At 59.9% G+C, this 10289-nt stretch carries 8 protein-coding genes; 3 read left to right on the top strand and 5 right to left on the bottom strand.

Annotation, left to right across the window (positions count from 1 at the left end; translation table 11 throughout):
* Positions 1 to 111: 111 nt before the first annotated feature.
* The 4 genes from DXT77_RS28515 to DXT77_RS28500 form a co-directional block, all read right to left on the bottom strand.
* Positions 112 to 483: a DUF6124 family protein gene (locus tag DXT77_RS28515; protein ID WP_119430032.1), complete on the bottom strand. Its 372-nt coding sequence runs from the start codon at positions 481 to 483 to the stop codon at positions 112 to 114.
* Positions 484 to 971: 488 nt separating this feature from the next.
* The gene (locus tag DXT77_RS28510) at positions 972 to 2021 is read right to left on the bottom strand and encodes a hypothetical protein (RefSeq protein WP_119430031.1); all 1050 of its coding nucleotides are present in this window, start codon (positions 2019 to 2021) and stop codon (positions 972 to 974) included.
* A 108-nt stretch (positions 2022 to 2129) separates the two neighbouring features.
* Positions 2130 to 2525 (bottom strand): YbaN family protein, encoded by a 396-nt coding sequence (locus DXT77_RS28505; protein ID WP_119430030.1) that lies wholly within the window; start codon positions 2523 to 2525, stop codon positions 2130 to 2132.
* Positions 2526 to 2535: 10 nt separating this feature from the next.
* Entirely contained in the window at positions 2536 to 3123 is a 588-nt protein-coding gene (locus DXT77_RS28500) for a YecA family protein (protein WP_085710385.1), read from the bottom strand.
* 277 nt (positions 3124 to 3400) lie between these two features.
* Between DXT77_RS28500 and recQ the strand changes: the two genes are divergently transcribed.
* From recQ to DXT77_RS28485, 3 genes are all read left to right on the top strand, one after another.
* Entirely contained in the window at positions 3401 to 5530 is a 2130-nt protein-coding gene (gene recQ / locus DXT77_RS28495; protein WP_114881856.1) for a DNA helicase RecQ, read from the top strand.
* 134 nt (positions 5531 to 5664) lie between these two features.
* On the top strand, positions 5665 to 6099 hold the full coding sequence (locus DXT77_RS28490) for a MarR family transcriptional regulator (protein WP_065260957.1): 435 nt from the start codon (positions 5665 to 5667) through the stop codon (positions 6097 to 6099).
* Between the two features lie 127 nt (positions 6100 to 6226).
* Positions 6227 to 8032 carry a FimV/HubP family polar landmark protein gene (locus tag DXT77_RS28485; RefSeq protein WP_119430029.1) on the top strand — a complete coding sequence of 602 codons (1806 nt, stop codon included), beginning with the start codon at positions 6227 to 6229 and terminating at the stop codon, positions 8030 to 8032.
* Between the two features lie 6 nt (positions 8033 to 8038).
* Here the strand turns inward: DXT77_RS28485 and DXT77_RS28480 are convergent, their stop codons facing one another.
* A complete protein-coding gene (locus tag DXT77_RS28480) occupies positions 8039 to 10228 on the bottom strand; it encodes a patatin-like phospholipase family protein (RefSeq protein WP_119430028.1) in 2190 nt (729 codons plus the stop codon).
* Positions 10229 to 10289 lie beyond the last annotated feature (61 nt).

The raw sequence follows: 10289 nt of genomic DNA, 5'->3' as shown, positions 1-10289 counted from the left end.
AGATGTGTATAAGAGACAGCTCCCGCTGGGTTGCGAAGCAGCCCCCAAAAGCATTGCGAGCGCTTCGCACTCGAGCGGGAGCAAGCTCCCTCGCCACAATCGCTCACTTGCCTAGAGGTTTGCGTCAGTCTTCAGTTCCAGATTATCCAGCACCCGGTTCACCGCCAGTTCCGCCAGCATGATCAGCTGCCCGATGCCCAGCAGCACATGCCGCTGCGGCGTATCGATCATCCCGGCAAAATCGCTGGCCATGGTTTTGGCCGAGGTCAGGGTTTCGCAGGCGTCGGCCAGCAGCTCCTCGCTCGGGATGCCGGGGGCGATCAAGTAGCGGGTGTCGGGTTTGAGCAGTGGCTTTCTGGGGTGGAACGGATTGAGGTAGTGATCGAGGGCGCGTTCGGCGGCTTCGTGGAATTTCTTGGAATCGAGGGTTTCGTAGGGGGAAGTCGAATCGACTTCCGGCGGGTTTGGCGTGGGTTTGATCATGGATAAAGCCTCTAGAGTAATGGAGGCGCCACGCTTCGCTGCTAAACGAAAGAGGTGGCGGCCGTACGCGGGTTAGCAGACCAGGACTCTAGAACCCGGCGCACCGAAGTGCCCCACGCAAAGCCGCCATAACGTGAACGGACAGGCGTGAGCCTGATCACGAACGAACGGCATTGTGCGTCTAGAGTAGATCCGGGCTGCTAAACCCGATCGCTGCTTTTCAGCGACCGCCAAACAATAGAACCCGCCCCCAAGGCGCACAAGCCGGCGGATTCTGGCGGATGCGTAGGCAAAGGCGCAAGGTGGCGTGGCTTTGTGGACATAAGCTTCAACACACTTCAACATGGGTTTTCGGTGGCGCTGAAACGACAAAACCCGCTATCCCGGTTGAGCGGGAGAGCGGTTTTCAGAGCCGGGGACTAGACAAATAAATACGTCCCCTTTTTTGCTTTTTTGGTATGTCCCCTTTTTTGGTTCGCTTTATAAGCTCAAGAAATTTCAAAGTAATCCACAACGTATTGACCTGTTGATGAGAATCTTATGGTTTTTATGGCTCCTAACAAACCAGAGTCAAAAGGTATTTCTTTTCCGAGGTCTGCAGAGTTGTAGCGGTAGTGAAGCGTGTTTAGTATGCCTCCTGAAGAGTTTATAAAATACACATACATGTGCTCGTTAACGTTAGTGATGTTTGCATGTGCTATCCAGAATTTTATTCTGTTCGCTGTCCCTGTTTTTAACTCAAGTTCATATGTTGTATAAATTGAGGAGTTTACAGGGCCGATGTAAGGGTAGATGGAAAAGCCATTTATGTGGGCGTAAGTAAATAATTTTGCTATGTGTATGTAGCTGGTATTGGCGCTAACTGCGCGTAGTGTTATTTTGAATAAATTGCTATAAACGAATTGGCCGACTGTTTGCAGTTTTGTTTCTGGTGTGGATTCAAAATCTTCATAAGTGGCAATCTTCAATGTTCTTTGAGGTGCAGATATAGGCCCCGAGTCATAGTTACCTTCAATCGTATAACTACGAAGCCCCTCTGCTTGAGTGCCCGTGTTATAGGTCCAGTCGTCATTTCCATCCACGGCGATAAGCCCCGATATCCGAGTTTCACCGTCACGTAGGTAAATGGTTGAGTTCTTCCTGGCTTTCCCGCTCATCGCAAACAATGTTTCGGAAGTGGTGTCGCCATCAAGAATCTCTTTGCCGCTGATCAAGCCTTTGATCGAAACAATCTTCAACGTCTCGGCTGCACCCACGGTCAATAACCAAACATCAGTAGGATTCAAACTGGCATTTTCCCGCAGTTCAAAACGATGCAGTCCCTGAGCCAGATTCACCAACTGCTGGATGAATGCGCTGCTTGGATTGAACATTCCGCTAGCCACTACCGTGCCGTTATCCGTAATTACAAAAGGAGCACCCGCCGGCCCGCTTCCGCCAAACTCGACACCCGTTGAGGAGGTAGTGTCGCCAGGATTGAGCGGGGACCCGCCGGGATATGTCGTGCAATAGCTAAAGAAAGGATTTTGAGTACTCATGGGGAACGCTCCTTCGCAGGTTCTGCCGGAATGGCAGCGGACATGCACCATGAAGCGCCATCAAAAGAACGTTACACACCTGTCAACTCTGACAGTAACGACAAGCGGTCAAGACTTGCGCAACGTCTTCTGCCGCAAGATATAAACCGTCACCAACACCGCACTGGTCAACATGAACCCCCGCGCCCACACCAGCGGCACCAGGTAGCACGAGAACAGAATGCTCACCCACATCAGCCCGATCGCGTAGACCTTGCCTTTGAGCGGTATGCCGTTGCCGTCGAGGTAATCGCGGATCCATGGCCCGAGCCGTGGGTGCTCGACCAGCCATTGATAGAAACGCGGAGAGCTGCGGGCGAAGCAGGCGGCTGCCAGCAGGAGAAAAGGGGTGGTGGGGAGAACAGGCAGGAAGATCCCGATCACCCCCAATGCCACGCTGAGCCAGCCGATGGCCAGCAGGATGTAGCGCAACATCAGGGGACGGTTGCCTATGGGGTTGTCCATAGGCCGGATCTTAGTGGTGACGTGGCTTGAGGATCGCCGGTTTTTCGTCGGGCGCCTGGCACAGCAGGTACAGCGCGGTCAGGGCTTCCGGGATCTGCACGATCATGTCGTCCATCAGGTTGGCATCTTTTGCGATGTCTTCGAATTCAGGCTGTTCGTCGAACAGGCCCGAACCGACCATGATCGGCAGGAGCATTTCGCTGACTTCTTCTTCGGCGGTTTCGAACCAGGCCGCTTCGCGCAGGAACACGCCTTCCATGAAGCCGATGCACCAGCCGCGCAGTTCCGAATCGTCCGGCTCGTCGCCCAGGTCCAGTTCGCATGGCAGCTCGAATTCTTCATCCGACGCCAGTTGGCGGGCGATGTGGGCCTTGAGGCCGATCAGCGTGGCTTCGATCTCTTCGCGCTGGGCTTCGCTGCTGTAATGCGGCTCTTCGGCGAACAGGGCGTCGATCCACTCACGGTCCGGCACCACGTCGGCGCAGATCGACAGCGCGGTCAGGTAACCGTGAGCGGCCACGTAGTCCAGCGCCTCTTCATGCAGCTCGTCGGCGTCGAGGAAGACTTGCAGGCGGGTTAGTTGCTCGGCGAAGGACATTAAAGGGCTACCTTGGGGGAATAAACAATGCGGGAATTCTAGGCCTTCTTGAGCCCTCAAGCCAGCCGCACGGCAGATTTGCCCGCACAAGCTTCTTATCGGCGGTGCCCTTTGCCGGGGAGGGCTCGGGTATACTGCCGCGCTTTGCGATCCCTGCCGGTGTCGCGGCTGATTGTGTACGGCGCAATGCAATGCGCCCTTACGTTTTGTTTAAAGCAGCCTCGGCTGTCTTGAACCAGCCTGTGCAGGGATGTTTCGGTGGATTTTTGGAGTTTTTATGCTCGAACAGGCTCAACGCGTCCTCAAGGACATCTTCGGCTACGACAGTTTCCGTGGCCGCCAGGGTGCAATCATTGAGCGCGTGGCCAGTGGCGGTGATGCCCTTGTGCTGATGCCGACCGGCGGCGGCAAGTCGCTGTGTTTCCAGGTGCCGGCGCTGCTGCGCGACGGCCTGGCGGTGGTGGTGTCGCCGCTGATCGCACTGATGGACGACCAGGTCGCCACCCTCGAAGAGCTGGGCGTGGCAGCGGCCGCGTTGAACTCCACCCTGAGTGCCGAGCAACAGCGCGACCTCGCCAACCGGATCAAGCGCGGCGAAGTGAAAATGCTCTATCTGGCGCCGGAGCGTCTGGTGCAGCCGCGCATGCTCTCGTTCCTGCAAGGCTTGAACATCGCGCTGTTCGCCATCGACGAAGCGCACTGCGTATCGCAATGGGGCCACGATTTCCGCCCGGAATACCTGCAACTGGGGCAGTTGGCGGAAATGTTCCCCGACGTGCCGCGTATCGCCCTGACCGCCACCGCCGACAAGCGTACCCGGGAAGAAATCGTCACCCGCCTGCATCTGCAGAACGCCGAACGTTTCCTCTCAAGCTTCGACCGGCCGAACATCTTCTACCGCATCGTGCCCAAGGAGCAGCCGCGCAAGCAATTGCTGGCGTTCCTCGCCGAGCGACGCAGCGATGCCGGCATCGTCTACTGCCTGTCGCGCAAGAAGGTGGAGGAGGTGGCCGCGTTTCTCACCGAGCAGGGCTTCCCGGCGCTGCCGTATCACGCCGGTCTGCCCAACGATCTGCGCGCCTACCACCAGAAGCGTTTCCTCAACGAGGAAGGCCTGATCATGGTCGCCACCGTGGCGTTCGGCATGGGTATCGACAAACCCAACGTGCGTTTCGTCGCGCACCTCGACCTGCCGAAATCCCTTGAGGCCTATTACCAGGAGACCGGACGCGGCGGCCGTGACGGCCTGCCGGCGGATGCGTGGATGGCCTACGGTCTGCAGGACGTGGTGATGCTCAAGCAGATGCTGCAGAACTCCGAGGGCGACGAGCGCCACAAGCGTCTGGAGCAGCACAAGCTCGACGCCATGCTCTCGCTCTGCGAAGAAACCCGCTGCCGTCGTCAGGCGCTGCTGGCGTATTTCGACGAAGACATGCCCGAGCCGTGCGGCCACTGCGACAACTGCATCGACGGCGTGCAGACCTGGGACGCCACCGAGCCTGCGCGTCAGGCGCTGTCGGCGATCTATCGCACCGGCCAGCGTTACGGTGTTGGTCATCTGGTGGACGTGCTGCTGGGCAAGGACAACGAAAAAGTCCGCAGCTTCGGCCATCAGCACCTGTCGGTGTTCGGCGTGGGCAAGGCGCTGGGGGAGAGCGAATGGCGTTCGCTGTTCCGCCAGTTGGTGGCCCGTGGTCTGGCGGACGTCGATCACGAAGGTTATGGCGGGTTGCGTCTGAGCGACACGTGCCGGCCGCTGCTCAAGGGCGAAGTGAGCCTGGAGTTGCGCCGCGACCTCAAGCCACAAATCACCGCCAAGAGCGGCAGCAAGAGCCAGGCCAGCCAACTGGTGCGTGGCGAAGAACGCGAACAGTGGGAAGCCTTGCGCGCCCTGCGGCGCAAGCTGGCGGAAGAACACGGCGTGCCGCCGTATGTCATCTTCCCCGACTCGACCCTGCTGGAAATGCTCCGCAGCCAGCCGACCTCGCTGGCGGACATGGCCCGGGTCAGCGGTGTCGGTGCGCGCAAGCTGGAGCGCTACGGCGAGGCCTTCCTCGAAGTGCTGGGCGGCGAGGCCGAGGCGCCGAAAGTGGTGGCCGACGTGCGCCACGAACTGATCACCCTGGCCCGCGCCGGCATGACGCCGCTGCAGATTGCCGGTCAGTTGCAGTGCTCGGAAAAGAACGTCTACACCATGCTCGCCGAAGCCATCGGCAAGCAGCAACTGTCGCTGGAACAGGCGCTGGACCTGCCGGAAGACCTGATGGGCGAAGTTCAGGATGCGTTCCTCGACGGCGAGGGCGAGTTGCCGTCGGTCGCGGAAGTGGCGGAGCTGTTTGCTGGTCGCGTACCGGAGGGTGTGCTGTATTGCGTGAGGGCCGCGCTGCAATCTGAATTCGAGATGTGAGCATTTGCTTACACAAACCGTTATACGGATGTAACGATTCAGTACAGGGCAGCTCTTGCCTATAGCCAAATGTCATGCTTAGCTGACTAATAATTAGTTTTTCTCTATTTCTTCAGTCTAACCATGAGTGTTTTATGCCGTTAACCGATCAACACCGCTTTGGCATGCAACTGGCCCAGATGTCCCGTGGCTGGCGTGCCGAACTGGATCGCCGGCTGGCCGGTCTGGGTTTGTCCCAGGCGCGCTGGCTGGTGCTGCTGCATCTTGCCCGCTTCGAAGAGGCGCCGACCCAGCGGGAGCTGGCACAAAGCGTCGGCGTCGAAGGGCCGACCCTCGCACGATTGCTCGACAGCCTGGAAAGCCAGGGCCTGGTGCAACGCCAGTCCGTGATGGAAGACCGCCGGGCGAAAAAGATCGTGCTGTGTGCCCCGGCCCGCCCGTTGATCGAACAGATCGAAACCATCGCCACACAACTGCGCAAAGAGTTGTTCGAGGGCATCGATGAGGCTGACATGAAGGTGTGCATGCGGGTTCACGGGCACATTCTGGCCAACCTGGAAAAATCTTGAGGCACAACGACGTGCCGTTTTTTTGAGGGATCGCGCTGGGCAGACTATAAGAACTACTGGGCAATATCGTGTTCGTACCGGATGTGCGAACCCATAGAAGTCGGTTTTGCTTATTTAAGGGATGCTCATGCTCGACAGTCGGCACGTAGTACTGCGTTGCGCCCATTCGCTGCTGGTGGCCGGTGTACTCACCTGGTCCACGGCATCACTGGCGCTGGGTCTCGGTGACATCACCGTGCATTCAGCGCTCAATCAGCCGCTCAAGGCCGACATCGTCCTGGTGGACGCCGCAGGGCTCAGTTCCGGCGAGCTTTCGGCCAGCCTGGCCTCGGCGGACGAATTCGGCCGTGCCGGGGTCGAGCGGGTGTTCTTCCTCAACGACCTCAAGTTCACCCCGATCCTGCATGGCAATCGCAACCTGATCCGGGTGACCTCGACCAAACCGGTCAACGAACCTTTCCTGAATTTCCTGGTGCAGCTCAATCAGCCCAACGGCCACGTGTTGCGCGAATACACGGTGCTGATCGACCCGCCGGGTTCGCCGGGCATCGTGCCGGCCACCGACGAACCTGATGTCCATGCGCAGTCTTCGGAGTTTCCAACGCCCGAGGCGCCTGCTGCTGCCCCCCAGAACAAGTCTGCCGCAGCACCGGCCGCGCCGACGCCTCAAACGGCCGCGACCAACGACGCGCAAGCGGAACAGCTGGCGGCCAGTGTGCTGCTGAACCAGCAACTGCAGAAAACCATCGATGAGCTGAACCTGAAGCTTCAGGCGCAGGATGTGCAAATCGCCGACGGCAAGAAACAGCTGGCCGATCTGCAGGCGCATCTCGCACAGGTTCAGCAGGCACCTCCGGCACCCGCGGCCCCGGCGGCGCCTGCCTCGGTCCCGGTTCCCGTTGTTGCACCGGCGGACAATCAAGACGACTCCGTCAGTTGGCCATTGCTCGGTGGCTTGCTGGTGTTACTGGGAGGGCTGGTGGCCGGGTTGGTCGTTCGCCGCCGACGTCAGCAGGCAGTGATCCCGGACGTGCCGGCACGCGTGCTGCCGCAGCGAAGCGAACCAGAGCTCAGTGACAGCGAACATGTTCGGCCGAATGCTGGCCATGGCGCCGTTGAGCATCGAGACGAACAGACAAATGGCGATGTGCTGGAAGCCGTGGGCATTTATCTGGCCTACGGACGACTGGGCGAAGCGCTTGGACTGCTGCGCGACGCCTTGCAAAAAGAACCGGAGCGCATCGATCTCGGCGTGCAGTTGCTCGAGGTGCTGGGGCGCCAGGGCGATCAGGTGGGCTATGACGAACAGGAAAACCACTTGCGGCAGCTCGGTGTCGAGGAGCAGCGGTTGCACGAGATCCGCGCCCGATATCCGAAACTGGCCAGGACTGAACCTTTGGTTGCGGCGACTCCGGTCATTGCCGCGTTACCCGTTGAGCAAGCCGCACCCACAACACCACTGGCCGAAGATGATTTCGAGCTGAATCTGGAGCAACTGTCGATGGATTCCAGCTGGGATCTGGAAGGCAGTCGCCCGGCAACGGACCCGGTGTCGTCGGCGCCATCGGCAATTGGCACAAGCCTGCAAGTCTTGCCGCAGGATTTCGAGTTGCCGCAAACCACCAGCGATGACGTTGAAACGACAGAGCTGGAGTGGATCGCCGAGCCGGAAGTTCAGGCTATCGACGAAGACTTTCTCAACGAGTTTGGCGATCCCGGTCAGTCACTGGCCCTGGAACCGCTGGACCTGCAGGCGCCGGAGCCCGAGCCTGATTCGACAGAAGCCGCCAACGCCGGCAAGCTCGAACAGGCCCAGACCTGCATCGATGACGGCGACCTCGACAGTGCGATCGCCTTGCTCAATGAGTTGCTGAAAGAGGGCGATGAGCCGCTCAGGCAAACCGCCCGAACCCTGTTGGCCGGGATTCGCTGAAGCGGATCAGAAGGTCTGCCCCAGATTCAGATAAACCGCCTGTTCATTGGCATCGTTGAGGCCATAGCTGAAATTCAGCGGCCCCAGCGGTGTGTCAAAGCCGATGAACACGCTGGCCGCGTTGATGTAGCCGCTGTCGAACTCGTTGTCGTTGTTCCAGGCCCGGCCACGCTCCAGCGAGCCGCCGGCATACAACGGGAAGTCCAGCGGCAGGTAGGCGCGTGGCGTCAGGCGGCGGTAATACACCGCCCGCATCAGGCTGACGTTCTGCCCGGAGATGGCATCTTCGCGGAAGCCGGACAGCTGCCGGGCGCCGCCGAGCAGGAAACTCGACGTCACCACATTGGCATCGTCCAGCGTGCGCCCGTAACGACCGCCCAGAATCAGCGTGTTCGGGCCGCTGCTCATGGCCTTGTCCAGTTTGAACTCCCACTGCCGGTAGCGGGTGTCGGAGCCCAGGCCCGGTTCGAATTGCATCAGGGTCAGGCTGACGTCCTTGCCGTCGTGGGGGAAGTACACGTTATCCAGTGAGTCGAACGAGTATTTCAGCGCATAGAAGCCTTCGTTGAAGTGTTCGCTCGGCAGATTCTGATCGCCGATCCGTACATCAGCCTTGCCCCAGGCCTCGCCGACGCCAAAGCGGATTTCGCCGTTGTTGCCGATCTGGCGACCGACGTTGAGACCGAAACCGTAACGCTCGACGCGATATTGGGCGATCGGATCGTTGTCGAGCACCGAGTCGACGTTCTGCGCTTCGAACGCCGCATAGGGCGCGACGAAGTAGCGTGAGCCGACGTCCAGCGGCTGGTAGAACTCGGTGTAGAGTTCCTGTTTGTCACCGATTTGCGCCCGGGTCAGCCATTCGGCGCCGAGGCGGTTGATGCCGTTCATGCGGTAACTGGCGCCGAGGTTGAAGGCACTGTCGCCGCGCATGTCGTCCGACAGGTTCAAGCCGACCCGCAAGTAATCGGTACCACTGCGCTTGCCTCGGGCGCTGATCACCAGTGTGTGTTCCTGGCCCTTGTGCACGACGCGGTATTGCACCTGTTCGAAGTAATCCAGGCCGTACAGGGTGCCCATGTCCGAATGCAGACGCCCAAGGTCCAGCGGCTCGCCGATGGGCTGGCGGATGTAGTAGCGGATCACGTTGTCGCCGACTTTCGAGTCGTTCTCGACCTTGATCGCGGTGATGATCGGCGTGCGCTGGCCTGGTGCGCGGGCAGCGTTGAGTTCGGCGTCCTGAGACTCGGCGGGTTTCAAACGGGTGAGGCGGGCGTCGAGGGCCTTGGCGGCACGGTAACCGGCATCGATCATTTCCTCGGCGCGACCGAAATCGGTGGCGCCGAAACTGGCCAGCGGCGGCTGGATCAGCACGTCGTTCGGGTGCAGTGCCGCCAGTTGTTCTTCGGAATTGCGCCGGGTCATCAGGGTGATCGACTGGTTCAGCACATCGACCACGGTGGTCAGTTGCTTGCGGTTGCGCAGCGGGGTGCCGATATCGACCACGATGGCCACATCGACGCCCATTTCCCGGGCCACATCGAGGGGAATGTTGTCGGTCATGCCGCCGTCCACCAGTAGCCGGCCATCCAGTTCGACCGGGGCGAACACCGCCGGGATCGACATGCTGGCACGTATCACCTGGGGCAGGTGGCCTTTGCGAAACACCACTTTTTCGCCGTTGGCGATGTCGGTGGCCACGGCGCGGAACGGGATCGGCAGTTTGTCGAAATCACGGGTGTCGCTGGTGTGGGCCAGCAGGCTTTCCAGCAACAGCGCGAGGTTCTGGCCCTGAATCACGCCCAATGGCAAACCGAGACTGCCGTCGTCGCGAAAGCTCAGTTTCTGCTTCACCAGAAAGTCGCGGTCATCCTGTTTGCGCCGAAACGGTACGTCTTCCCGGGGCGGAGCATCGGACAGAGCCTCCTGCCAGTCGATGCTCAGGGCGAGTTTTTCCAGTTCGTCGATCTTGTAACCCGAGGCGTACAGGCCACCGACCACCGCGCCCATGCTGGTACCGGCAATCGCATCGATCTTGATGCCTTGCTCTTCCAGCGCCTTGAGCACGCCGATGTGTGCCAGCCCACGGGCCGCGCCACCGGACAGCACCAGGCCGACTTTCGGTCGCGGCGCTTCACTGGCATGAACAAGCAGCGGGAGGAAACCAAGCAAAAGGCAGATCAGCAGACGACGCATTGTGAGTCTCGGGGCGAGCGTTAAAGCCGGCTATTATAGCGGCGCCCTCTGGCTCAGGAGT

The organism is Pseudomonas sp. 91RF (assembly GCF_003576265.1).
Lineage (GTDB): Bacteria > Pseudomonadota > Gammaproteobacteria > Pseudomonadales > Pseudomonadaceae > Aquipseudomonas > Aquipseudomonas kribbensis.
Note: the sequence above shows the minus strand (reverse complement) of the source record. Positions and strands in the feature narration are given on the sequence as shown.